Raw genomic sequence first — 22,644 nt, 5'->3', positions numbered from 1 at the left:
CGAAGGAATGACGGGAAGCTAGCGCCTGCGATCCGGATAGCGCGCGACTTCGCGGCGATAGCGGTCGCACGAACCGCCCTCAGGCCAGCGCGCGCAATATTTCTTCCAGAAGGCGCGCTGCTCCGCCGTCATGCGCTGGCTTGGCCTCGCCTTCCCATCGATCTTGCGGGTCTCGCCCAGCACCGAGCCCTGGATCGCGGTATCGATGGTATATTGCGCACTTGCGGGCGTGACACCGCAGCCGAGCATCGCGGCGATCCACAGCATTGCCAGGGTTCGATCGTTCCAGCGCATTCCATCCTCCCGGATCGCGACACAACGCCTGCGGCCGGACACGGTTGCTCAGCCGAGCAGCCCCAGCTCGCGGGCGCGGGCAAGCGCTTCAGTGCGACGACTGGCCCCGAGCTTCTCGAACAGGCGCGCGACATGCGTCTTCACGGTATTGGGCGAGATGCCGAGATTGCGCGCGATCTGCTTGTTGGCATGGCCCGCCGCGAGCTCGCGCAGCACGGTCATCTCGCGCTCGCTGATGCCGAGCGATGCTTGCGCGGCGGGATTGCCATCAGGGCGGGGCGGGGCGCTACGGCCGAGTACGCGCGCGCCGATCAGGAGGCCGATCGCGAGAAAGGCGGCCGCAACGACCAGCAGGTAGAGCTCGATCGAATGGCTGCGCGCGAGCCAGCGATAGTCGAGCCATTGCAGCAATGCCGTGCCGAGCGCCAGCAAGGCGCCATAGAGCAGCGCCTGGCGCCACCAGGAGGGAAGCCGCATTGACCGCATCGCCGCGAACATCGCGCGGCGGTCGCCGTGACGCAACTAGAACAGCTCCCCCTGCGCCCCTGCCGGCGGCCGGAACAGGTCGCGGCGAAGCGGGATATATTCCTTGTCGAGGCCATAGCGCCGCGCCGCGCGCTTGAAGCGGGTGCGCAGCAGCTCAGCCCAGGGTCCCTGGCCGCGAAAGCGCGTGTGGAAATCGGGGTCGTTGTCGCGCCCGCCGCGGATCGACTGGATCGTCGCCATCACCTTGCCCGCGCGGTCGGGGAAATGCGTGTCGAGCCACGCGCGGAACAGCGGCGCCACCTCGTGCGGCAGCCGCACGGGGAGGTAGAAGCAGCCCAGCGCCCCGGCCTCCGCCGCGCGCTCCATGATATGCTCCATCTCGTGATCGGTGATCTGCGGGATCACCGGCGAGAGCGAGACATAGACCGGGATGCCCGCCGCACGCAGCTTCGCCACCGCCGCCAGCCGCCGCTCGGGATGCGGCGCGCGCGGCTCGACCGTGCGCGCGACCTTCGGATCGAGCGAGGTGACCGAGATCATCACCGCCGCCAGCCCATTCGCCGCCATCGGGGCGAGCAGGTCGATGTCGCGCGTCACCCGGTCGGACTTGGTGGTGATGGTGATCGGGTGGTTGCACTCGGCCAGCACCTCGATGCAGCCCCGCGTGATCCGCCATTCCGCCTCGATCGGCTGGTAGGGATCGGTGTTGGTGCCGAACGCGATCGGCTGGCAGACATAGCCGCGCTTCGCCAGCGTGTCGCGCAGCAGGGCGGGGGCGTCGGGCTTGGCGAACAGCTTGGTCTCGAAATCCAGCCCCGGCGACAGGTCGTGATAGGCATGCGTCGGCCGCGCGAAGCAATAGATGCAGCCATGCTCGCACCCGCGATAGGGGTTCACCGACCGGTCGAAGGCGATGTCGGGCGACTGGTTGCGCGTCAGGATCGTCTTCGGCTTCTCGACCGTCACCGTGGTGCGCAGCGGCGGCAGCTCGCCGTCGATATCCTCGCGCGCGTCGAGCCAGTCGCCATCGGCCTCCCGCTCGGGCAGGTTGAAGCGAATACTTTCGCGGTTATGCGTGGCCCCGCGCACGGGGCGGGTCTTTGCCATCCGCTGAAACTACGCTCGCGGACGGAACATTTCAAGAACATTGATGCTATCGGACGTGCGTCGCGGTCCACGCCGCGAACCAGTCGAGCCACTTCGCGCCGGGATTGGCCGCGGGCAGGTTGAGCGCCCCGAAACCATGGCCGCCGCGCTCGAGGAAATGCGCCTCGACCGGCACGCGATGGCGCCGCGCGGCCTCCATCAGCGCGATGCTTTGGCTGACTGGCACGGTGCGGTCGTCCATCGCGTGGCAGAGGAACAGGGGCGGCAGCGCGGCACTGACGCGGGCGAGGATATCGAAACGCGCGGCGCCGCCCGGTGGCGGGGCGGGGCCCAGCAGATTGGGCCCGGATACGCTGCTCGGTCCGGCGCTGGCGAACTGGGTGACGGGATAGATCAGCCCGGAAAAGGCGGGCCGCGCCGAGAGCCGGTCGGCGGCATCGATCGGGCGATAGACCGGATCTTCATGCCCGACGGTCAGCGTGCCGCCGAGGTGCCCGCCCGCCGAGAATCCGCAAATGCCGAGCTTGGCCGGATCGATGCGGAACTCGGTTGCCCGCGCGCGGATCAGCCGCATCGCCCGCTGCGCGTCCTGCAGCGGCACGTCGGTGCGATTGAGCCAGCCTTCGCCGGGCAGACGATAGGCGAGCACAAACACGGTGATGCCGCGCGGGTTGAGCGCCCGGGCGACGTTCACCCCCTCGTTGATCAGGCTGACGAACACATAGCCGCCGCCGGGCATCACCAGCACCGCGCGGCCGTCGGGCCGGACGGGGCGGAACACGCCGACATAGGGATAGCGGATGCCCTTCTCCCAGCGCTGCGCGGCGCCGAGCGGGAGCGGGACGGGCACGTTCGAGCGCGGGATCCCCGGCGGCGTGCCCGGCGCCAGGCCGGGCCACAGCATGAAATGCTCGCGCGGCGGCCAGGGCGGGGCGGGGGCGAAGATCCGGGGCGGTCTGATCTGCGCGTGCGCCTCACCCGCGAAACCAAGCGCAGCGGCGCCCCCGATGAATGCCCTGCGATCGATCGTCGTGCCCATGTCATAATGCTAGCCGACAGGATCGCCCTTTGCATCCGGGGCGTTGGTCAAATATGGGAGCGCCATTTCCCCGGGACATTTTGAGGAAGGACAAGGCGTGAAGGACGTTCTCGTAATCGGCGCAGGCGGCGTTTCATCGGTCGCGGTGCACAAGATGGCGAAGAACCCCGATCTGTTCGGGAAGATCACGCTGGCCAGCCGCCGCCGCTTCAAGTGCGATGCGATCGCCGAATCGGTGAAGGCGCGCTTCGGCGTGACGATCGACGTGGCCGAGGTCGATGCCGACGACGTCGCCGCCACCAGCAAGCTGATCGAGCAGGTCAAGCCCAACCTCCTGGTCAACCTGGCGCTGCCCTATCAGGACCTCAACCTGATGGACGCGTGCCTCGCCACCGGCACCGACTATCTCGACACCGCGAACTACGAGCCGCGCGACGAGGCGCGGTTCCATTATGGCTGGCAGTGGGACTATCAGGACCGCTTCAAGAACGCCGGCCTGATGGCGCTGCTCGGCTCGGGCTTCGATCCGGGCGTCACCAGCGTGTTCGCGATGTACATCAAGAAGCACCTGCTCGACACGATCCGCACGCTCGACATCCTCGACTGCAACGGCGGCGACCACGGCCAGCATTTCGCGACCAACTTCAATCCCGAGATCAACATCCGCGAGATCACCGCGCCCGCGCGGCACTGGGAGAATGGCGACTGGGTCGAAACCCCGGCGCTGTCGTCGCGCCAGGTGTTCGAGTTCGATCAGGTCGGCGCCAAGAACATGTACCTCATGTACCATGAGGAGCTGGAGAGCCTGGTCAAGTTCCTCCCGGGACTCGAGCGCGCGCGCTTCTGGATGACCTTCGGCGAGCAGTATCTCACACACCTGCGCGTGCTGCAGAATGTCGGCATGACCTCGATCGAGCCGATCATGTTCGAGGGCCGCGAGATCGTCCCGCTCCAGTTCCTCAAGGCCGTGCTGCCCGAGCCCTCGACGCTCGGCACCACGACCAAGGGCAAGACCAATATCGGCGACATCGCGACCGGCACCAAGGACGGCGAAGAGAAGACCTTCTACGTCTACAATGTCTGCGACCATGAGGACGCGTTCGAGGAGACCGGCAATCAGGCGGTGAGCTACACCACCGGCGTGCCGGCGATGATCGGCGCGGCGCTGATGCTCGATGGCACGTGGCGCGGGGAAGGTGTGTTCAACATGGAGCAGTTCGATCCCGATCCCTTCATGGACATGCTCAACCAGCACGGCCTGCCGTGGCAGGTCCACGAGCTGGCCGAACCGCTGAAGTTCTGATCGACACGCGGCGTCTCCCAATTCCTCCCCCGGAGGGGGAGGGGGACCGCCGCGAAGCGGTGGTGGAGGGGTAGGTCTCCACAAAAGCACCGGTTCGCTTGGGGAGACTACCCCTCCACCAGCCTTTGGCTGGTCCCCCTCCCCCTCCGGGGGAGGACTGGAGTAAGCCATGGAAACCCGCGCCGCACCGCCCGTGATGTCCACCAAGGCCGGCGACCCCGGCGCCTTCGCCCGGTTCGACCTGTCGCGCGTGCCGTCGCCCTGCTTCGTCGTCGACGCGGCGGCGGTCGAGCGTAACCTCCAGGTCATCGCCGAGGTCCGCGACCGCGCGGGGGTCAAGATCCTGCTCGCGCTCAAGGCCTTCTCGATGTGGTCGCTCGGCGACCTCATCGGCAAATATCTCGACGGCGTCGCCACCTCTGGGCTGTGGGAAGCCAAGCTCGCCGCGGATCACTATCACGGTGAGATCGCGACCTATTGCTCGGGCTACAAGGCCGCGGACATGGCCGAGGTGTGCAAGCTCTCCGACCACGTCATCTTCAACACCCCGAGCCAGCACGAAGCGATGAAGGCCGAGCTCGCCGCCGCCCGCGCTCGCGGCGAGACCTTCGACGTCGGCCTCCGCCTCAACCCGATGCATTCGGAGGGCGAGGTCCAGAAATACGACCCAGCCCAACCGCACAGCCGCCTCGGCTTCCCCGCCGACCAGCTCAAGCCTGAGCATCTCGAAGGCATCGACGGCCTCCACGTCCACTCGCTGTGCGAGCAGGATTTCCCCCCGCTGCGTCGCACCTGGGAGGCATTGAAGCCCCGCATCGCGCCCTATCTCGGCCAGCTCAAATGGCTCAACTTCGGCGGCGGTCACCACATCACCCGCGCCGACTATCAGCGCGACGATCTGGTCGCGTTCCTCAAGCAGGTCCGCGTGGAAACCGGCCTCGAAATCGTCCTCGAACCGGGCGAGGCGATCGCGCTCGACACCGGCATCCTCGTCGGTGAGTTCGTCGACCTGTTCGACAACGGCATGCCGATCGGCGTGGTCGACATCTCCGCCACCTGCCACATGCCCGACGTGATCGAGGCGCCGTACCGTCCTGCGATGCTCGGCGAAGGCGGCGATGTCCTGATCCGCCTCGGCGGCCCCTCCTGCCTCGCCGGCGACATCCTCGGCGACTATCGCTTCCCCGAGCGCCCGCAGCCCGGCCAGCGCTTCGCCTTCCTCGACCAGGCGCATTACTCGATGGTCAAGACCACCACCTTCAACGGCGTGCCCTTGCCGAGCATCGCGCTATGGGACAGCCGCGACGACAGCCTGCGCATCGTGAAGTCCTTCGGCTACGAAGACTTCGAGGGCCGGTTGTCCTAGTCCAACCCCCGTTCGTGCTGAGCTTGTCGAAGCACCGTTCTTTTCCTAGGCGAGCGAGAAGAACAGCCCTTCGACAAGCTCAGGGCGAACGGATCAATTTTTAGTCGAGCAATCTGACCAGTCCATGCTGAACCTCTCCGCCATCACCGTCCGTCTCGGCGGCCGCGTCATCATCGACCGCGCCAGCGCCGCGCTGCCCCCGCGCGGCCGCATCGGGCTGGTCGGGCGCAACGGCGCGGGCAAGTCGACCCTGGTCAAGGTGATCGCCGGCCAGATCGACCCGGACGAGGGCAGCGCCGAGATGCCGCGCGGCGCGCGCCTCGGCTATGTCGCGCAGGAAGCTCCCGCCGGAAAGACCACCCCGTTCGAGACCGTGCTCGCCGCCGACATCGAGCGCGCCGCGCTGATGGCCGAGGCCGAGGGGCTCGAAGACCCGCACCGCCTCGGCGAGATCCACGAGCGGCTGGGCGCGATCGACGCCTATTCCGCGCCCTCGCGCGCCTCGCGCATCCTGGTCGGCCTCGGCTTCGACGAGGACGCGCAGCACCGCCCGCTCGACAGCTTCTCGGGCGGCTGGCGCATGCGCGTCGCGCTCGCCGCGCTCCTGTTCAGCCAGCCCGACCTGCTCCTCCTCGACGAACCCTCGAACCACCTCGATCTCGAAGCCGTGCTGTGGCTCGAGGATTTCCTCCAGAGCTATCCCGCGACGATCGTCATCGTCAGCCACGAGCGCGATTTCCTCAACAATGTGGTGGACCATATCCTCCACCTCGAGCGCGGCAAGCTCACCCTCTACCCGGGCGGCTACGACTCGTTCGAGCGGCAGCGCGCCGAGCGTCAGGCGCAGCAGGCCGCGGCGCGCGAGAAGCAGCTCGCCGAGCGCGCCAAGCTGCAGGACTATGTCGCGCGCAACTCGGCCCGCGCGTCCACCGCCAAGCAGGCCCAGTCGCGCGCCAAGGCGCTCGCCCGCATGCAGCCGATCGCGGCGGTGGTCGACGATCCCACGCTCTCCTTCGGCTTCCCCGATCCCGAGCAGCTGCGCCCGCCGCTGATCACGCTCGATCACGCCAGCGTCGGCTATGACGGCGTGCCGATCCTCCAGCGGCTCAACCTGCGCATCGATCCGGACGACCGCATCGCGCTGCTCGGCCGCAACGGCAACGGCAAGACCACGCTCGCCCGCCTGCTCGCCGCGCAGCTCGCGCCGATCGAGGGGCAGAAGGCAGCCTCGGGCAAGATGCGCGTCGGCTATTTCACCCAGTATCAGGTGGAGGAACTGCACAGCGACGAAACGCCCTACGACCATATGGCGCGCCTAATGGAGGGCCAGAAGTCCGCCGCTGTCCGCGCCCAGCTCGGCCGCTTCGGTTTCCCCGGTGACAAGGCGGTGACTCAGGTCGGCAAGCTCTCGGGTGGCGAGCGCGCTCGCCTCGCGCTCGCGCTGATCACGCGCGACGCGCCGCACATGCTGATCCTCGACGAGCCGACCAACCACCTCGACGTCGACGCGCGCGAGGCGCTGATCCAGGCGCTCGCCGCCTATACCGGCGCGGTGGTGATCGTCAGCCACGACCGCCACATGATCGAGATGACCGCCGATCGCCTCGTGCTGGTCGATCAGGGGACGGCGCGGCCGTTCGACGGCAATCTCGACGACTATATCGCCTTCGTGCTGGCCAAGGAGCCCAAGCCGGAAGGCGGGAAGGGGGGCGTCAACCGCAAGGACGCCCGCCGCGAAGCCGCCGAGGCGCGCGAGAAGGGCAACGCCCTGCGCAAGTCGGCCAAGGCGGCGGAGGCCGAGCTCGCCAAGCTCAACGAGAAGCTCTCCGCGATCGACCGCGCGATGTTCGATCCCGCGAGCGCCGCCCCCGACCTCGCCAAGCTCACCATGACCGAGCTGATGAAGCAGCGTGACGCCGTGGCGAAGCAGATCGAGGCGGCCGAGCTGACCTGGATGGAAGCCAGCGAGGCGCTGGAGGCCCTGGCGGCCTGATAGGGATTGAATCCTCCCCCAACGGGGGAGGGGGACCAGCCGAAGGCTGGTGGAGGGGCCGCCCCGCAGAGGGCGGTATTCTTGACGATGTTTCGGCCGTCTCCGCGGCCGCCCCTCCGTCATCGCTGTGCGATGCCACCTCCCCCGGAGGGGGAGGATCCTCCCGTCACAATATCGACTCGATCAACCCGGCCTCTATCCGCCTGCGTCGACAACCTGCCCGCCTCGCCACCCAATCGCGGAACAATGGAATCCCCGATTCCCAAACATCGGCATCGACTTGTTCCGTTTTAAGGTTCGCTCGGCCTTGGCCCCAGCCCGCCGCCAGCCACTCTTCCCGGAGCTTCGCCGCCCGCAAGACACCGCCCGAAACCCGCAGAAATCCGCCAAAAACCCCACCTCGCTTTCCTACACACCCTCATCCTGCCTATACTCGAACAAACAAGGACACAGCCGGAGACAAAGTGGAAACAATCGATCTTTCCCGCACGCAAAGCGTTATGAAAGAAGCGATTGCAACCACGCCCTGTCATTCTACCTTGGAGTCAGCCCCCGATGCGTAGAGGGTGCGGGAAAATTGCAGGAAGAGACTGAATGGCCACCGCCGTCCACCAGGTGACGCCCGAAGAAGCTTCAGCCAATCCCCAGCCCGAGGCGGTCGTCGTCCGCTTCGCCGGCGACTCCGGCGACGGCATGCAGCTGACGGGCGGGCAGTTCACGCTGTCGACCGCGCTGGCGGGCAACGATCTCGCGACCTTCCCCGATTTCCCCGCCGAGATCCGCGCGCCGCAGGGCACGCTGTTCGGCGTCTCGGCGTTCCAGATCAACTTCGGCTCCGCCGCGATCGAGACCGCGGGCGACGCGCCGGACGTGCTGGTCGCGATGAACCCGGCGGCGCTCAAGACCAATGTCGGCGATTTGAAGCCCGGGGGCCTGATCATCGCCGACGAGGGCGAGTTCAACAAACGCAATCTCGACAAGGCGAAATACGCCGAGAACCCGCTCGAGGACGGCAGCCTCGCCAAATGGCAGCTGCTCAAGCTCAACATCTCGCAGCTTACGCTGGAAGCCGTGAAGCCGTTCGGCCTCGGCAACAAGGAAGCGCTGCGCTGCAAGAATATGTGGACGCTGGGCCTCGCGCTGTGGATGTTCGACCGCGACCGCGCGCCGCTGGTCGACTGGCTGCGCACCAAATTCGCCAAGGCGCCCGAGCTGGCCGAGGCGAACATCGCCGCACTCAACGCCGGCCATGCCTATGGCGAGACCGCCGAGCTCGGTGCGCAGGGCGTCGGGCAGCTCCATGTTCCCGCTGCGCCGGTCGAGCCCGGCCTCTATCGCACCGTCACCGGCGCGGATTCGATCAGCCTGGGGCTGGTCGCTGGCGCGCAGCTCGCGGGGCTGCCGCTCTTCTATGGCGGCTATCCGATCACGCCGGCCTCGGCGATCCTTCACCATCTCGCGCGGCTCAAGGAGTTCGGCGTCACCACATTCCAGGCGGAGGACGAGATCGCCGCGGTCGCCTCGGCGCTGGGCGCCTCCTATGCGGGAAGCCTTGGCGTCACTTGCTCCTCGGGGCCGGGCATCGCGCTCAAGACCGAGGCGATCGGGCTGGCGATCATGACCGAGCTGCCGCTGGTGATCGTCAACGCCCAGCGCGGCGGGCCCTCGACCGGCCTGCCGACCAAGACCGAGCAGTCGGATCTCTATCAGGCGGTCTATGGCCGCAACGGCGACTCCCCGGTGCCGGTGATCGCGACGCGCTCGGCCGCGGACTGCTTCGATTGCGCGATCGAGGCGGTGCGTATCGCCACGCAATACATGACCCCGGTGATGCTGCTCACCGACGGCTATCTCCAGAACGCGGCCGAGCCGTGGAAGGTGCCGGACATGAGCGACTACAAGCCGTTCCCGGTGGAGTTCCACACCGAGCTTCCGGCCGAGGGGGAGAAATTCCTGCCCTATGCCCGCGACGAGAAATTGAAGCGCCCCTGGGTCAAGCCGGGCACGCCGGGCCTGCTCCACCGCATCGGCGGGATCGAGAAGGCACTGGGGACGGGCAATATCGACTATTCCCCCGACACGCATCAGGCGATGACCGACATCCGCAAGGCCAAGGTCGAGGGGATCGACGTGCCCGATCAGGCAATCGAGCAGGGCGAGGCGGGCGGCAAGCTCGTCGTGGTCGGTTGGGGTTCGACCTATGGCCCGATCACCCAGGCGGTCCGCCGCGCGCGCCGCAAGGGGCTGGATGTCAGCCATGTCCATATCCGCCATATCTGGCCGATGCCGAAGAATCTTGGGCCGTTGCTAAAGAGTTACGAGCGTATCCTCGTACCGGAAATGAACACCGGCCAGCTCAAGACAGTGCTGCGCGACCAGTTCCTGGTCGATGCCAAGCCGCTCAACAAGGTCAGCGGTCAGCCCTTCCGCATCCATGAGATCGAGGCTGCCATCGAGGAGGCGCTCCGTGGCGATTGAACCCTTGCTGACCGGGTCCGTCTTCGTGGTGTCCGCGGTGGCCCCACCGGTTCTTGCTCGATTTTCGAGACTCAACGGCGGCGCCATATTCTTTGCGTCGATCGGCCTCGCGATGGCCGCTTCGGAGATTGTTTTCAGGATCGCCAATCCGGACTTCAACTACGGCCCTCTCCATGGCCTCGCCATAGTCATGCACATCTGCATCAGTGCGGTCGTTGTCGGCCTGGCGACGCTTCTGGCGCTCTGGCTTCGCGGCAATCGGACGGAACGGGACCTGCCATGAACGAGATCACCACCATCAAGCCTTCGACGCCCAAGGACTGGGAGACCGATCAGGAGGTCCGCTGGTGCCCGGGCTGCGGCGACTATGCGATCCTCAAGGCGGTTCAGCGGACGATGCCGGAGATCGGCGCGACGCCCGAGAACACCGTGTTCATCAGCGGCATCGGCTGCTCGTCGCGCTTCCCCTATTATATGGAGACCTATGGCTTCCACACCATCCACGGCCGCGCGCCGGCGGTGGCGACGGGGGTCAAGCTCGCCAATCCCGATCTCGACGTGTGGATCATCACCGGCGACGGCGATGGCCTGTCGATCGGCGGCAACCACACGATGCACCTGCTGCGGCGCAACCTGAATTGCCAGGTGCTGCTGTTCAACAACGAGATCTACGGCCTGACCAAGGGCCAATATTCGCCGACCAGTCGCGAGGGGACGCGCTCGCCCTCCACCCCCTTCGGCTCGGTCGATCACCCGGCCAAGCCCTGCGCCTATGCGCTGGGCAGCGGCGCGCGGTTCATCGCGCGCGGGATCGACGTGCACAAGAATCTGCCGAGCGTGCTCAAGGCGGCGCATGCCCATCAGGGCGCGGCGTTCATCGAGATCTTCCAGAACTGCATCGTCTACAATGACGACGTCTTCGCGCCCTTCACCGAGAAGGCCAATGCCGGGCACCAGCTCTGGCTCGAGCATGGCCAGCCGATGCTCTTTGCCGGCGGAACCAAGGGAATTGCGCTTGATACTGAACGGCTTACGTTGAAAATTGTAGATGTGGTCGAAGGTGACTGGCAGGCCGCCGGCGTGATCGTCCATAACGTCGCCAACCGCACGGTCGCCCACATGTTGGTCGAGATGCCGTTCGGCCCGTTCCCGATGGCATTGGGCGTACTCTACGACGATCCCGCACCGACCTTCGAGAGCGCGGTGGTGGCGCAGAACCGCGCCGCCAGCGAAGGCAAGGTCGCCGATCTCCAGAAGCTCGTCAGCAAGGGCCAGACCTGGATGGTCGAGAAGGAACCGCACGCGATGTGATCGTTACGCAAACGGCAACTTGCCGCTTGCCCGACTCAATCATGCGTGGTTTGTGCGCGACGATGCAGGCGCCGGCACGAAACAGGGGCCGCCGGGATGGCTGGGGCGACGGCGCCAGGGCGCTGGGCGGAGGCGTGCTCGCGACGCTCCTGACGCCGCTGCTGCGCAAATTGCTCGACCGGATCGACGCGGGGCTCGCCGAGGGAGCGATCGACGTGACGCTGCCCGGGGGAAGCCGGCGGTGGCTGGGCGGTCGCAGCGCCGGCCCGCAGGCGATTGTCGATATCCGCAGCTGGCGGGCGCTCTGGCGGCTCGCCACGGGCGGCTCGATCGGCTGGTACGAAGCGTGGCAGGCGCGCGAATGGACCAGCCCCGATCCGGTGCCGCTGTTCGACCTGTTCATGCGCAATCGCGCGACGCTGGGGAATGCCGGGCGGGCGCATGGGGTGACGCGGCTGGCGAAGCGCGTGTGGCACTGGATGCGCCGCAACGATCGTGACGGGGCGCGGCGCAACATCGCCTATCACTATGACCTGGGGAACGACTTCTACGCCCCCTGGCTCGACGCCAGCATGACCTATTCGAGCGCGCTGTTCGCCGATCCGGGCATGACGCTGGAGACGGCGCAGCAGGCCAAGCTTGCCGCGATCCTCGCGCGGACCGGCACCGCGCCGGGCGAGCGCATCCTCGAGATCGGCTGCGGCTGGGGCCCGTTCGCCGAGGTCGCGGCGCGGGGCGGGCGGCGCGTGCATGGCATCACGCTCTCGACCGAGCAGAAGGCGCATGTCGAGGCGCGGATGGCCGCGGCCGCGCTCGACGGGGTCGAGGTGTCGCTGACCGACTATCGCGACATTTCGGGGCAATATGACGCCGTTGCCAGCATCGAGATGGTCGAGGCGGTGGGCGAGGAATATTGGCCCGCCTATCTCGGCGCGATCTCCCGCGCGCTGAAGCCGGGCGGGCGCGCCGCGATCCAGTATATCGCGATCGACGACGCGATCTTCGAGGCGTACGCGCGCAACGTCGACTTCATCCAGACCTATGTCTTCCCGGGCGGCATGCTGCTGTCGGAAAGCCGCTTCCGCGCGATCGCCGCGGAGCAGGGGCTGAGCTGGCATGACCAGCACGTCTTCGGGCTCGATTATGCCGAGACGCTGAAAAGCTGGCACGAGCGGTTCAATATGGCGGTGGCAGCAGGGCGCATTCCGGCCGAATTCGACCCGCATTTCCTGGATTTGTGGCGCTACTATCTCATGTATTGTGAAGGCGGGTTCCGCGGCGGTGGGATCTGGGTGGCGCAGGTTACGCTCATAAAAGACTGAAGGGAGAGGGGCATGCGGACGGCCTGGATCGCGCTTTCGGCGGTGGCACTGTGGAGCTGCGCGCCCAGGGCCGAGGCTCCCGCACCGGCTCCTGCCGCGGCTGCCAAGGACGAAGCCCGGCTGCGCCAGGTCGGCGCGGCAGTGCTGTTCTGGTCGCAAGAGGAGCGGCTCAAGAACTTCCCGGCGATGGAGAAGATCTTCCCCGGCAACACCGTCAGGGCGGGCGGCAAGGTGAAACCGCTGCCCGACGGCGCCCCGCTACCGATTGCCGCGACCGACGTCGATGCCTTCATGAAGGCGCAGAACGTCGCCGGGCTGATCGTGCTGCAGGACGGCAAGGTGCGGCTCGAGCGCTATGCGCTGGGTTATTCGCGCGAGGGGCGGTGGACCAGCTTCTCGGTCGCCAAGTCGGTGACCTCGACCTTGGTCGGTGCGGCGATCAGGGACGGCTATATCAAGTCGCTCGACGAGCCGGTGACCAAATACATCCCCGACCTCGCCGGTGCGGGCTATGACGGAGTCACGATCAAGCAGATCCTCACCATGACCTCGGGGGTCAAATGGAACGAGGATTATACCGATCCCAATAGCGACGTCGCACGCATGTTCGCCGAGGCGGTGCCGGCGGGGCAGGACCCGACCGTCGCCTATATGCGCAAGCTGCCCCGCGTTGATCCGCCGGGCAGCAAGTTCGTCTACAAGACCGGCGAGACCAACCTGATCGGCGTGCTGGTGCGGCGCGCGACGGGCAAGAAGCTGGCGGACTATCTGACCGAGAAGGTGTGGCGGCGCTACGGCATGGAGCGCGACGCCTTCTGGATGACCGACCAGAGCGGCGCGGAGGTGAGCGGCTGCTGCCTCTCGGTCTCGCTGCGCGACTACGCCCGGATCGGGCAGATGACGCTCGACGGCGGCAAGGGGATCGTGCCGGAAGGCTGGTTCGCCGACGCGACCCGCACCCACGCCACTTTCCCCGGCGGCGGCTATGGCTATCAGTGGTGGACGCTGCCCGGCGGCTATTACGCCGCGCAGGGCATCTTCGGGCAGGTCATCCTGGTCGATCCGGCGACCAAGCTGGTGATGGTCACCAGCAGCGCCTGGCCCAAGGCGACCGACCAGGCGATGCGCCAGGAGCGGCTGGCGTTCGCGCTCAAGGTTCTCGAAGCGGCGAAGAAGTAGCCGTCAGGTCCGCAGCCGCTCGATCGCCTGGGCGAGCGCGACGTAGAGCTTGCCCATGTCCGACGAAAGCAAGGTCACGCCGAGCGGTGAGCCGTCGCGCAGCGCCAGCACCTGGCGCAGCATCGCCTCGAAATCATGGATGTAGCGGTTGACCTGCTCGCGGAAGCCGGGGTCGTTGTCATAGAGCGTCGCGATCTCGCGTGCGTCGCCGGTGTCGAGCAGGCGGACGGCGCGGCGGGTGAAAACGCCGCGATCGCCCTTGAGATAGGCCGACCAGGCGCTGTCCGACACCTCGTGCGCGAAGGCCTTGCTGATGTCGATCGACGCGGAGTTGAGCGCTTCGACCAGCAGCGAGACGCGGCGGGCGAAATTGTCGCGATCGGCCTCCTCGCGCTCGGCGCGGGCTTCCTCGATGCGGCGCTCGACCGCGGCCGTCGCCTCGCCGATGCTGAGCATCTGCTGGGTGAGCCGGTCCGAGGCAAGCGACGCGGCGGTCACCGCCGCCTCCGAGACCTCGCCGAGCTCAAACAGCTGCTGGCGGAGGCCGCTATCGAGCGCGCGGCGCATCGCGGCGCTGCCTGCTTCCTCCAGCCGGCGCTCGGCCTCGGGCACGAGGCCGGCGAGCGTGGCGCGCGCCTGATCGGAGGCGGCGCTGGCGGTCTCACGGATGCGGAGCAGCGCGTCGACCAGCTGCGGCGCGGCCTCGTCGGCGAAGCGGCGCGCGTTGGTGATCGCGCGGTCGACGATCTCCTCAAGCTGGTCGGTCTTGGCGTGGCCGGATTCGAGGCTTTCGAGGAGCGAGGCCTGGGTCTTGGCGAGCGTGTCGCGTTGCTTCGAGACGACGTCGGCGATCGCCTCGATCGCGTCGTGCGTGCTCTCGGCAGCGGTGACGAGGGCGAGCAGCTCGGGCTTGGAGCCGGCGATGACCTGGCGGGTGGCGCCGATCCGGTCCTCGAGCCGGGCGAGCGCCTCGGGCATCGTCTCGTCGATCTCGCGTGCCGAGGAATCGAGCGCCACGAGCAGCTCCTCGGCGGTGGCGATGACGCGGCGCGCGGTCTCGTCGCCGACCTTGAGCGTCTCGGTCATCGCCGCGGTCGAGCTGTCGAGCGCGCTGATCGAGGCGGACAGCGTCTGGGTCCGCTCCATCCCGGCCGAATGGAGCGCGGCCATCGCGCCATCGGCCTGGGCGATGCCGCCGGTGACCGAAGCGAGCAGGATGTCGACGCGAGTCTGCTCCTCGCCGAGCTTGTCGGCGATGCGGGCGATCGTCTCCTCGACCTGCGCGATGCGCGCGCCGACCGTCTCGACGCTTTCGCGGCCCGCGGCGTCGAGCGAGGCCTGGTTGGCGGCGAGCATCGCCATCATCGCCTCACCCTGCGCGGCGATGCCCTTGCGCGCCTCGTCCACCGCTGCGGCGGCGCGGTCGAGCATGGCGTCGACGGTCGCCGACATCTCGCCCGCCACGCCTTCGAGCCGCGCGCCGGCGGTCTCGCTGGTCGCCTCCATCTTGGCGATATGCGCGGCGAGGCGCTGGGCGGCGCCGCCGGCGACATTGTCCGCCTCGCGCCCGCGTTCGGCGAGCACCGTGAGCTGCGCATCGAGCGCGGCGGCGTGCTCGCCAGCCTTGAGCCCCGCGGCGTCAAGCGTCGCGGCCATGCCGGTCATCCCCTCATGCGCCTTGGGCAGCGAGGCGAGGACGATCGCGACACTCTTTTCGGCGGTCGCGGCGCTCTCCATGAGGGTCTTGGCGCTGGCGTCGATCGAGCGCGCCTCCGCGGCCATGCCGTTGGAGACGGCCTGGAGCCGCTCGGCGGCGCCATCGCCCATCGCCATCAGTGCGGTGGTCTGCGCGGCGAGCGCGGCACGGTTCGCCTCGATCTTGCGCGAAAGCGTGGCGACGACGCTTTCGAGGGTCGCGGCCTCGGCTCGCATCGCGCGCGCGGTGTTGGCGAAGCGGCGTGCTTCGGCACGGCTCGAGCGGCGGGAGAGCAGCCACAGGATGCCGATCAGGATCGGCGGCACGCACAAGGCGGCGATCAGCTGGACGAGCTGGACCGGCGGCATCGGCGCGGCGAGCGTCGGCTGGAGCAGCCAGCCCATCACGCCGAACCAGGCGAGGGTGATGCCGGCGGCGAGCAAGGGCACGAGCAACTCGCCCGGCGCGCGGTACGGCTCCTCCGGCTCGATCTCCTCGACCGGGTCATATTCCGGATGGGCGGCGCTTGCCGGCGCCGCTTCCTCGACGAGCATCAGCTCGTCGCGCTCGTTCGCCGCAAAGCCGGCTGCATTGCTTCCCCCGTTCATTGTCCCAGTCTAGCACGGTTTCGCGACAATGGGATAGCGCTGGGAAACCAGTCATTAAGCACGGCGCGTTAGACGCACGGCATGGCGTATGATCCCGGTGCAATCGATGCGACGCTGGCGGCGGCGGTGGGCGACGAGCCCGGGCTGATCGCCGAGCTGCGCGAGGCGTTTCTCGACAGCGCGAAACGATCGTTGAAATCGCTCGCGACCGCCGACGACCCGGAAAGCTGGCGCGGGGCCGCGCTGCGGCTCAAGGGCCTCGCGGCGAGCTTCGGCGCGGTACGGCTGATGGCGCTGGCGCAGGAAGCGGCCGATGCACCCGCGGGCGATCCGGGCGTGCTGCGCAAGCTGCAGCGCGCGGTGGAGCGGCTCTGAGCCAACCCGACGAAGTTGACAAACAAAGTTGACGGTTTCGAGGGGTGTCACGCGGACGGTGTCAACCGGCTGGACCCGACGATTTCAAAGAGCGGCGTAGAGCCAAGCAATTGAAATCCAACATTTCAAGCGTGAAGATGGCGGCTGTCAGCTGGCGGTTCGCGTCACCTGGATGTGAACGGCACGCCATTCGCCGCCGACGCGGCGGAAGGTGTCGGTGAAGCGGAAGCTGCTGGAGAAGCGCTTGCCGCCCGAGATGCCGCTCAGCGTCGTGCTGGCGGAAACCAGAAACGCATCGGGCCCGAGCCGGATCACGACGCGATCGACCAGCGTGATCGGATCGTAGCTGTCGCCGGGCGTGGTCCAGCCGTCGATGAACACCTGTTTCCCGGCCCGCTTGCCGCTCGACTGGATGAACACGAGGCCGTCATCGACCATCCGTTCGAGTGCCGCGCGGTCCTGGGTGAGCTGGGCACGGTCGAAGGCATCGGCGACAGCGAGCAGATCACCGTGCCGCGGGCCGGTCACCACGGTTTCGCCGGCTGCGGCTCCCGGCGCAGCGGCCGCTGCGGCCAAGCACGTCACGGCCGCCATGGCGATGCGAATGTACATGAATCCTCCCCAAGTCAGTCCAGTTCGTCATCGCTCAGCGGCTCGAACCTGTTCGAGGTCCAGTCGCGAAGGAAGCGGGAGCCGGCGGGCGCATCGATCAGATGAATCCAGCTGTCATCGCGATTGAGAACGGCGCCGAGCGCGACATAAGCCACTTCGCGGTCATCCAGCTCCGCATCGCCGATGTTTCGATAATCCCCGCGGATCCGCCATCCGCTATCGCGATACTCGTCATGGACCGTATCGGGGTCAGGCTCCTCGCGGTACAGGAAATGGACGAGCATCTCTCCGTCGAGCACGCACTGGTCGACGAGGCAACGATCCCAATATTCCCGACGCGGCGTCATTCCGGGCGGCGGAACCGATCGATCATCGGCCCAGATGATGTCGGTCACGTCGCTTCGGTGAAACTGCAGAGCGGCGCCTGGACGAAGTTGCGGTATGTCGGACGGCTGATTTTCCAACGTGCCGGCGAGATTGTCACCCGAAGCTGCCGTCACCAGGAACCACATGCGCTCAGCATCCCATTCCGGCGAAGGCGGGTGCGAGCGAACGATGATCTTGACCTGATCGCCAGGCGCGAGAGCGAGCAACTCGTTTTCCGACGGCAGGAAGTAGGTATATGGCGCGCGGGCCGCATTCTCGCGCGGGTCATCGACCGAGACAGTGCCGAAGTGCCGGCGGAGCATTTGCCGCGCGGCGTGGGGAAGCAGCTTCATGCCTTCCGGCTCAGCTCGCGCATCGCATCGTCGAGCCCCGCGAGCGTGAGCGGGTACATGCGGTCGCTCATCAGCTCGCGGAGGATGCGCACCGACTGCGAATAGCCCCATTGCTCCTCTGGGATCGGGTTGAGCCACACCGATGCGGGATAGGTATTGGTCACGCGCTGCATCCACGCGGCGCCGGCTTCCTCGTTGTAATGCTCGACCGAGCCGCCTGGGTGGCTGATCTCGTAAGGGCTCATCGAGGCGTCGCCGACGAAGATCACCTTATAGTCGTGGCCGAACTTGTGGAGCACGTCCCAGGTCGGCGTGCGCTCCTGGAAGCGGCGGCGATTGTCCTTCCACACGCCCTCATAGAGGCAGTTGTGGAAGTAGAAGAATTCGAGGTTCTTGAATTCCGAGGTGGCGGCGCTGAACAACTCCTCGCAGAGCTTGACCCACGGGTCCATCGAGCCGCCGACGTCGAGGAAGAGCAGCAGCTTCACCGCATTGTGCCGCTCGGGGCGCATGCGGATGTCGAGCCAGCCCTGGCGCGCGGTGCCGTCGATCGTCGCGTCGATGTCGAGCTCGTCCGCCGCGCCCTCGCGCGCGAAGCGGCGCAGGCGGCGCATCGCGACCTTGATATTGCGCGTGCCGAGCTCGCGCGTCGCGTCCAGATTCTTGAACTCGCGGCCTTCCCACACCTTGAGCGCGCGCTTGTGCTGGCCCTCGCCGCCGATGCGCACGCCCTCGGGATTGTAGCCCGAATTGCCATAGGGCGAGGTGCCGCCGGTGCCGACCCATTTGTTGCCGCCCTCGTGCCGGCCCTGCTGCTCCTCGAGCCGCTTGCGCAGCGTCTCCATGATCTCTTCCCACGAGCCGAGCGACTGAATCGCGGCCATCTCCTCGGGGGTGAGGTATTTCTCGGCGATCGCCTTGAGCCAGTCCTCGGGGATCGCGGCGGTGGCGTTGCCGAAGGTCGTCGAGATGCCACGGAACACCTTGGCGAAGACCTGGTCGAAGCGGTCGAGCAGCCCCTCGTCCTTCACGAAGGTGGCGCGGGCGAGATAGTAGAAGCTCTCCGGCGTACGCTCGATCACGTCGCGGTCGAGCGCTTCGAGAAGGATCAGGTGCTCCTTCATGCTGGCGGGGATGCCCGCGGCGCGGAGCTCGTCGACGAAGGAAAAGAACATCGGCGGAGTTTGGCGCGGGCGGGCTCCCGCGTCCAGCGTCAGCGCGCGTAGGCGTCGATCAGCGAGCCGACATAGTCGGGACGGTCGCCGGTGAGTTCGGGGGTGGGGCGGGCCCTGGCGACCTTGGCGCCGCTCGCGGGGCGGCCGTAGATGAAGCCGTGGACGGGGTAGGTGGTCGAGCCGAGGCCATGCGTGTCGCGGTACCAGACCTTGACCTGGCTCCAGTCGCCCTGTGGGGAGACGTCGAACAAGGTGACGTCCTGCTCGACCTTGCCGCGCTTGCCGTCGAAGCGCGACCAGTTGGCATGGGTGACCATCACCACGCGCGGCTCGATCACGCGGCTGACCACCGAGACATGGCCGAGGGGGAGGGGACGCGACTTGGCGAAGGCGACCACCGCGCCGACCTCAGGCAGGTCGCCGCGCTGGTATTTGCCAGCGGCCTGGCTCCACCAGGTCCAGGCGTCGCCCCAGATCTGGATGCCCGAGGCCTGGCGCGCGAACGGCACGCACTCGCCGACATAATCGAGGATCGACGCCGAGGCCGGGACCGCGAGAAGGAAGGCGGCGCCGAGCATCGGAAGCGCGATCCGGCGGGGGGTCCGGTTCGTCGTCATGCCACCGGACATACGCGTTTGCGCGCTTCGGAACGGTTTGCGGACTGGGTTAAGAGGCCGGTGACCATAGCGGCGGGAGGAATCCGCGGCGGCCGGATTGGTTCCGCGCCTTTACACGCTGGGCGCGCCTGCCTATCGGCTCGCCATGACACAGCCGGGCGAATCCATCCTCATCGTCGATTTCGGCAGCCAGGTGACCCAGCTCATCGCGCGCCGCGTGCGCGAAGCGGGCGTCTACAGCGAAATCGCTCCCTTCAGCAGCGCCGCCGAGGCCTTCGAGCGGATGAAGCCGGGCGGGGTGATCCTGTCGGGCTCGCCCGCCTCGGTGCTCGAGGAAGGGTCGCCGCGGGCGCCGCAGGCGATTTTCGATTCGGGGCTGCCGATCCTTGGCATCTGCTATGGCCAGCAGGTCATGATGCACCAGCTCGGCGGCACGGTGACGCTGGGCGACAGCGGGGAGTTCGGCCGCGCCTTCATCGAGATCGAGGACAGCTGCGTGCTGTTCGACGGGCTGTGGGCCGAGGGCGAGACGCATCAGGTGTGGATGAGCCATGGCGACAAGGTGACCGAACTGGCGCCCGGCTTCCGCTCGGTCGCGACCAGCCCCGGATCGCCCTTCGCCGTCGTGGCCGACGACGCGCGGCGCTACTACGCGACCCAGTTCCACATGGAGGTGGTGCACACGCCGGACGGGGCCAAGCTGCTGGCGAATTTCGTGCGCCATGTGTGCGGGCTCAAGGGCGACTGGACGATGGCGGAGTTCCGCCAGGCCAAGATCGAGGAGATCCGCAAGCAGGTCGGCAAGGGGCGCGTGATCTGCGGCCTGTCGGGCGGGGTCGACAGCGCGGTCGCGGCGGTGCTGATCCACGAGGCGATCGGCGAGCAGCTGACCTGCGTGTTCGTCGATCACGGGCTGATGCGCGCGGGCGAGGCGGATCAGGTCGTCTCGCTGTTCCGCGGGCATTACAACATCCCGCTGGTGCATGTGAACGCGGAGACGCTGTTCCTCAACGGGCTGGCGGGGGTCACCGATCCCGAGGCCAAGCGCAAGTTCATCGGCAAGACCTTCATCGACGTGTTCGAGGAAGAGGCGCGCAAGATCGGCGGGGCGGAGTTCCTGGCGCAGGGCACGCTCTATCCCGACGTGATCGAGAGCGTGAGCTTCACCGGCGGGCCGTCGGTGACGATCAAGAGCCACCATAATGTCGGCGGCCTGCCCGAGCGGATGAACATGAAGCTGGTCGAGCCGCTGCGTGAGCTGTTCAAGGACGAGGTCCGCGAGCTCGGCCGCGAGCTGGGGCTACCCGACGTCTTCGTCGGGCGGCATCCCTTCCCTGGGCCGGGCCTCGCGATCCGTATCCCCGGCGAGGTGACCAAGGAGCGCTGCGACATCCTGCGCAAGGCCGACGCGGTGTATCTAGAGGAGATCCGCAACGCCGGGCTCTACGACGCGATCTGGCAGGCCTTCGCGGTGCTGCTGCCGGTCAAGACCGTCGGCGTGATGGGCGACGGGCGCACCTATGACAGCGTGTGCGGGCTGCGTGCGGTGACCAGCACCGACGGGATGACGGCGGACGTCTATCCGTTCGACGCGAGCTTCCTGACGCGGGTGGCGACGCGGATCGTCAACGAGGTGAAGGGCGTCAACCGCGTGGTGTACGACTATACCTCGAAGCCGCCGGGGACAATCGAGTGGGAGTGACGGATACGAACAGCGGCAATAGCGTAGGTTTGGCGGTGGTTTTCGCCGCCGCATGATTGCTGTTCTCGTCCGTCTTTCACTCCCATTATCCTAGCCTGCTTCATCTCTGTCTCGCAGGACCGATCTGCGCGCACTACCCGGATGATGTAAAGCCGCTTCGATGGGCGGGAGTGCTCTGGCGTAGAATAGCGTGCACAAAGGCGGGCCTGCTTTGCGCCCTCGTAGCCGCCGTTCAGACAATCTTGGGGTGGCCCCGAAAGTTGCCGTTGGTTCGGGTGATGGTCGAGCTTCCGCTATGGGGGTGGTTTGCCCTGCATCCGCTTTGAGCCGTGCGGACTTTTGCGAGAGGACTCTCACTGTAGATGCAGGCGGCGATATGTCGAAGGACTAAGGCCCATCTTCCTCGCGAAAAGCTGTGCGAAGTGGCCGGAGCTTCCAAACCCGACCTGAAAGGCGATTTGGGTGATGTCTCCTGCTCCGGCCACGATCAGTCTTGCGGCGCGATCTACTCGCACCTCCTGAAGATATTGAAGTGGGGTGATGCCCGTGGTTGCGCGAAAAGCGCGGTGGAAATGCCCCGTAGAAACCCCCGCCGCCCCGGCCAAGTCTGAGACCGACAAGCTTTGGTCAAGCTTCGCCTCGACCAGGTCCCGCACCCGCCGCAGCTGGCTTGGGGAAAGGCGATGGGGTGTCCGCCGCTCCGGCATCCCACCCGTCGACTGCCAAGCGAGGTAATGCGTCAATGCGAGGATCATCGATTCGCAATATGCGGCATCGATCGTGCCGAAGCTCCGGTGGAATTGGTCGAACCCGCCGACGATCGAAGCAATCAAGGGATGGTGCGCATTGGTGAAGGCGAAGTTCGGTACTTTCCGGGTCTCCTCCGGCCAGATTTCCGCTGCCAGTCCGGGCGCAATCTCGATCGAGCCCCATTGCGAAGAAACGTCACGGAGCACGAGCCTACGTTCGCACCCGGCAGGAACGAATGATACAGCGCCTGCGCGCTCCCGCCCCGCAAAGCGGTGTCCGCAATCAGAATGAACCTCAAGCTGGCGTGCGCTACCGGTGAGCGTCACCATGACAATATGGTGCGATGATCGAATGACACCTTCGACAAGCGGCGCGCCGGTCCGATGCCCGGTATCGAAGCGGCCATGACGAAATCCAAACCAGCGATGCCCGTCCGCGAGCGGCTCGACGCGCCGGTAATCTCCTGAAAGTGCATCCATGGGGGGCTGCTCCTTGTCGGGCTCGGGCGATTG

At 67.0% G+C, this 22,644-nt stretch carries 20 protein-coding genes; 10 read left to right on the top strand and 10 right to left on the bottom strand.

Annotation, left to right across the window (positions count from 1 at the left end):
* Positions 1–18 precede the first annotated feature (18 nt).
* The 4 genes from OK349_RS03435 to OK349_RS03420 are packed head-to-tail and all read right to left on the bottom strand — an operon-like array spanning position 19 to position 2,926.
* Positions 19–294 carry a hypothetical protein gene (locus OK349_RS03435; protein WP_265116425.1) on the bottom strand — a complete coding sequence of 92 codons (276 nt, stop codon included), beginning with the start codon at positions 292–294 and terminating at the stop codon, positions 19–21.
* Between the two features lie 48 nt (positions 295–342).
* Positions 343–771 carry a response regulator transcription factor gene (locus tag OK349_RS03430; protein ID WP_265116424.1) on the bottom strand — a complete coding sequence of 143 codons (429 nt, stop codon included), beginning with the start codon at positions 769–771 and terminating at the stop codon, positions 343–345.
* Between the two features lie 45 nt (positions 772–816).
* Complete coding sequence (locus tag OK349_RS03425) at positions 817–1,887, bottom strand: PA0069 family radical SAM protein (protein ID WP_265116423.1); 1,071 nt, start codon at positions 1,885–1,887, stop codon at positions 817–819.
* A 46-nt stretch (positions 1,888–1,933) separates the two neighbouring features.
* A complete protein-coding gene (locus tag OK349_RS03420) occupies positions 1,934–2,926 on the bottom strand; it encodes an alpha/beta hydrolase (RefSeq protein ID WP_265116422.1) in 993 nt (330 codons plus the stop codon).
* Positions 2,927–3,023: 97 nt separating this feature from the next.
* On the opposite strand from OK349_RS03420, the gene OK349_RS03415 reads away from it, so the two are divergent.
* From OK349_RS03415 to OK349_RS03380, 8 genes are all read left to right on the top strand, one after another.
* A complete protein-coding gene (locus OK349_RS03415; protein ID WP_265116421.1) occupies positions 3,024–4,229 on the top strand; it encodes a saccharopine dehydrogenase family protein in 1,206 nt (401 codons plus the stop codon).
* 196 nt (positions 4,230–4,425) lie between these two features.
* On the top strand, positions 4,426–5,595 hold the full coding sequence (locus tag OK349_RS03410) for a carboxynorspermidine decarboxylase (protein ID WP_265118527.1): 1,170 nt from the start codon (positions 4,426–4,428) through the stop codon (positions 5,593–5,595).
* 124 nt (positions 5,596–5,719) lie between these two features.
* Positions 5,720–7,588, top strand: a complete 1,869-nt coding sequence (locus tag OK349_RS03405) for an ABC-F family ATP-binding cassette domain-containing protein (protein ID WP_265116420.1) — start codon at positions 5,720–5,722, stop codon at positions 7,586–7,588.
* A gap of 594 nt (positions 7,589–8,182) precedes the next feature.
* Positions 8,183–10,066 carry a 2-oxoacid:acceptor oxidoreductase subunit alpha gene (locus tag OK349_RS03400; RefSeq protein WP_265116419.1) on the top strand — a complete coding sequence of 628 codons (1,884 nt, stop codon included), beginning with the start codon at positions 8,183–8,185 and terminating at the stop codon, positions 10,064–10,066.
* The gene (locus tag OK349_RS03395) at positions 10,056–10,349 is read left to right on the top strand and encodes a hypothetical protein (RefSeq protein ID WP_265116418.1); all 294 of its coding nucleotides are present in this window, start codon (positions 10,056–10,058) and stop codon (positions 10,347–10,349) included. Before OK349_RS03400 ends, OK349_RS03395 begins: the two co-directional genes overlap by 11 nt.
* Positions 10,346–11,377, top strand: coding sequence for a 2-oxoacid:ferredoxin oxidoreductase subunit beta (locus OK349_RS03390; RefSeq protein WP_265116417.1), 1,032 nt, complete (start codon positions 10,346–10,348; stop codon positions 11,375–11,377). Before OK349_RS03395 ends, OK349_RS03390 begins: the two co-directional genes overlap by 4 nt.
* Before the next feature lie 62 nt (positions 11,378–11,439).
* Positions 11,440–12,699: a class I SAM-dependent methyltransferase gene (locus OK349_RS03385; protein WP_372340566.1), complete on the top strand. Its 1,260-nt coding sequence runs from the start codon at positions 11,440–11,442 to the stop codon at positions 12,697–12,699.
* A gap of 12 nt (positions 12,700–12,711) precedes the next feature.
* On the top strand, positions 12,712–13,878 hold the full coding sequence (locus OK349_RS03380) for a serine hydrolase domain-containing protein (protein WP_265116415.1): 1,167 nt from the start codon (positions 12,712–12,714) through the stop codon (positions 13,876–13,878).
* Between the two features lie 3 nt (positions 13,879–13,881).
* On the opposite strand, the gene OK349_RS03375 is transcribed toward OK349_RS03380, so the two are convergent.
* Positions 13,882–16,182 carry a hypothetical protein gene (locus OK349_RS03375; RefSeq protein WP_265116414.1) on the bottom strand — a complete coding sequence of 767 codons (2,301 nt, stop codon included), beginning with the start codon at positions 16,180–16,182 and terminating at the stop codon, positions 13,882–13,884.
* Positions 16,183–16,263: 81 nt separating this feature from the next.
* Here OK349_RS03375 and OK349_RS03370 point away from each other — a divergent pair, with 81 nt between their 5' ends.
* Positions 16,264–16,557, top strand: a complete 294-nt coding sequence (locus tag OK349_RS03370) for an Hpt domain-containing protein (RefSeq protein ID WP_265116413.1) — start codon at positions 16,264–16,266, stop codon at positions 16,555–16,557.
* A gap of 147 nt (positions 16,558–16,704) precedes the next feature.
* Here OK349_RS03370 and OK349_RS03365 read toward each other — a convergent pair whose 3' ends face one another.
* From OK349_RS03365 to OK349_RS03350, 4 genes are read right to left on the bottom strand one after another with little or no spacing between them, the layout of a single operon-like run.
* Positions 16,705–17,169: a nuclear transport factor 2 family protein gene (locus OK349_RS03365; protein WP_265116412.1), complete on the bottom strand. Its 465-nt coding sequence runs from the start codon at positions 17,167–17,169 to the stop codon at positions 16,705–16,707.
* A gap of 14 nt (positions 17,170–17,183) precedes the next feature.
* Entirely contained in the window at positions 17,184–17,888 is a 705-nt protein-coding gene (locus OK349_RS03360; protein WP_265116411.1) for an immunity protein Imm33 domain-containing protein, read from the bottom strand.
* A complete protein-coding gene (locus tag OK349_RS03355) occupies positions 17,885–19,063 on the bottom strand; it encodes a vWA domain-containing protein (protein ID WP_265116410.1) in 1,179 nt (392 codons plus the stop codon). Before OK349_RS03355 ends, OK349_RS03360 begins: the two co-directional genes overlap by 4 nt.
* Before the next feature lie 38 nt (positions 19,064–19,101).
* Positions 19,102–19,680 carry a CHAP domain-containing protein gene (locus OK349_RS03350; RefSeq protein ID WP_265116409.1) on the bottom strand — a complete coding sequence of 193 codons (579 nt, stop codon included), beginning with the start codon at positions 19,678–19,680 and terminating at the stop codon, positions 19,102–19,104.
* Positions 19,681–19,825: 145 nt separating this feature from the next.
* Between OK349_RS03350 and guaA the strand changes: the two genes are divergently transcribed.
* Entirely contained in the window at positions 19,826–21,382 is a 1,557-nt protein-coding gene (gene guaA, locus OK349_RS03345; RefSeq protein WP_265116408.1) for a glutamine-hydrolyzing GMP synthase, read from the top strand.
* A gap of 353 nt (positions 21,383–21,735) precedes the next feature.
* On the opposite strand, the gene OK349_RS03340 is transcribed toward guaA, so the two are convergent.
* Positions 21,736–22,611 carry an AraC family transcriptional regulator gene (locus OK349_RS03340; protein ID WP_265116407.1) on the bottom strand — a complete coding sequence of 292 codons (876 nt, stop codon included), beginning with the start codon at positions 22,609–22,611 and terminating at the stop codon, positions 21,736–21,738.
* Positions 22,612–22,644: the final 33 nt, after the last annotated feature.

Origin of the sequence: Sphingomonas sp. BT-65 (assembly GCF_026107375.2) — a bacterium.
Lineage (GTDB): Bacteria > Pseudomonadota > Alphaproteobacteria > Sphingomonadales > Sphingomonadaceae > Sphingomonas.
This window is presented reverse-complemented; position numbering and strand designations above follow the sequence as displayed.

Excerpts from the sequence above, each read along its gene's own strand:
- OK349_RS03385 (WP_372340566.1), top strand. The coding sequence starts at position 11,440 with ATGCAGGCGCCGGCACGAAACAGGGGCCGCCGGGATGGCTGGGGCGAC.
- OK349_RS03360 (WP_265116411.1), bottom strand. The coding sequence starts at position 17,888 with ATGAAGCTGCTTCCCCACGCCGCGCGGCAAATGCTCCGCCGGCACTTC.
- OK349_RS03365 (WP_265116412.1), bottom strand. The coding sequence starts at position 17,169 with ATGTACATTCGCATCGCCATGGCGGCCGTGACGTGCTTGGCCGCAGCG.
- OK349_RS03405 (WP_265116420.1), top strand. The coding sequence starts at position 5,720 with ATGCTGAACCTCTCCGCCATCACCGTCCGTCTCGGCGGCCGCGTCATC.
- OK349_RS03340 (WP_265116407.1), bottom strand. The coding sequence starts at position 22,611 with ATGGATGCACTTTCAGGAGATTACCGGCGCGTCGAGCCGCTCGCGGAC.
- OK349_RS03435 (WP_265116425.1), bottom strand. The coding sequence starts at position 294 with ATGCGCTGGAACGATCGAACCCTGGCAATGCTGTGGATCGCCGCGATG.
- OK349_RS03430 (WP_265116424.1), bottom strand. The coding sequence starts at position 771 with ATGCGGCTTCCCTCCTGGTGGCGCCAGGCGCTGCTCTATGGCGCCTTG.
- OK349_RS03420 (WP_265116422.1), bottom strand. The coding sequence starts at position 2,926 with ATGGGCACGACGATCGATCGCAGGGCATTCATCGGGGGCGCCGCTGCG.
- OK349_RS03355 (WP_265116410.1), bottom strand. The coding sequence starts at position 19,063 with ATGTTCTTTTCCTTCGTCGACGAGCTCCGCGCCGCGGGCATCCCCGCC.
- OK349_RS03375 (WP_265116414.1), bottom strand. The coding sequence starts at position 16,182 with ATGAACGGGGGAAGCAATGCAGCCGGCTTTGCGGCGAACGAGCGCGAC.
- guaA (WP_265116408.1), top strand. The coding sequence starts at position 19,826 with ATGACACAGCCGGGCGAATCCATCCTCATCGTCGATTTCGGCAGCCAG.
- OK349_RS03380 (WP_265116415.1), top strand. The coding sequence starts at position 12,712 with ATGCGGACGGCCTGGATCGCGCTTTCGGCGGTGGCACTGTGGAGCTGC.
- OK349_RS03410 (WP_265118527.1), top strand. The coding sequence starts at position 4,426 with ATGTCCACCAAGGCCGGCGACCCCGGCGCCTTCGCCCGGTTCGACCTG.
- OK349_RS03400 (WP_265116419.1), top strand. The coding sequence starts at position 8,183 with ATGGCCACCGCCGTCCACCAGGTGACGCCCGAAGAAGCTTCAGCCAAT.
- OK349_RS03350 (WP_265116409.1), bottom strand. The coding sequence starts at position 19,680 with ATGACGACGAACCGGACCCCCCGCCGGATCGCGCTTCCGATGCTCGGC.
- OK349_RS03370 (WP_265116413.1), top strand. The coding sequence starts at position 16,264 with ATGGCGTATGATCCCGGTGCAATCGATGCGACGCTGGCGGCGGCGGTG.
- OK349_RS03390 (WP_265116417.1), top strand. The coding sequence starts at position 10,346 with ATGAACGAGATCACCACCATCAAGCCTTCGACGCCCAAGGACTGGGAG.
- OK349_RS03425 (WP_265116423.1), bottom strand. The coding sequence starts at position 1,887 with ATGGCAAAGACCCGCCCCGTGCGCGGGGCCACGCATAACCGCGAAAGT.